A 323-nucleotide genomic window follows, 5' to 3' on the forward strand; every position below is an offset into this window, starting at 1 on the left:
ACCTGACCAAATGGGCTGTAACCCAGACGCATTGCTTCACGCCCTGTGCTATCAAACACATGAATGGCACTGCCTAGGTTGTTGTGATGCACATACAGGTTACTCTTATCGGCCCCTTTACTGCCACTGGCGTGCGCCAAAGTGGAGTCGGTGTCATAAATTGACTGATGCAGCACTTGTCCATAGGGCATGGCGTCATCTGGCAGTAGGGTCAGTGAACGAAACGGGATTGCACCTTGCTCACCCGCTTGCCACTGGCTCTGCTCTTGGCGACCGTCGTAGTGACTGTAGAGGGTAATGACACCTGATTGCGTCACACTGCT

General features: G+C 53.3%; 1 protein-coding gene. It reads right to left on the minus strand.

The window, feature by feature from the left end; translation table 11 throughout:
* On the minus strand, positions 1-323 hold a 323-nt coding region (locus KP803_RS21815), incomplete at both ends, for a hypothetical protein (protein ID WP_248010956.1).

Origin of the sequence: Vibrio amylolyticus, assembly GCF_023145695.1 — a bacterium.
Classification (GTDB): domain Bacteria; phylum Pseudomonadota; class Gammaproteobacteria; order Enterobacterales; family Vibrionaceae; genus Vibrio; species Vibrio amylolyticus.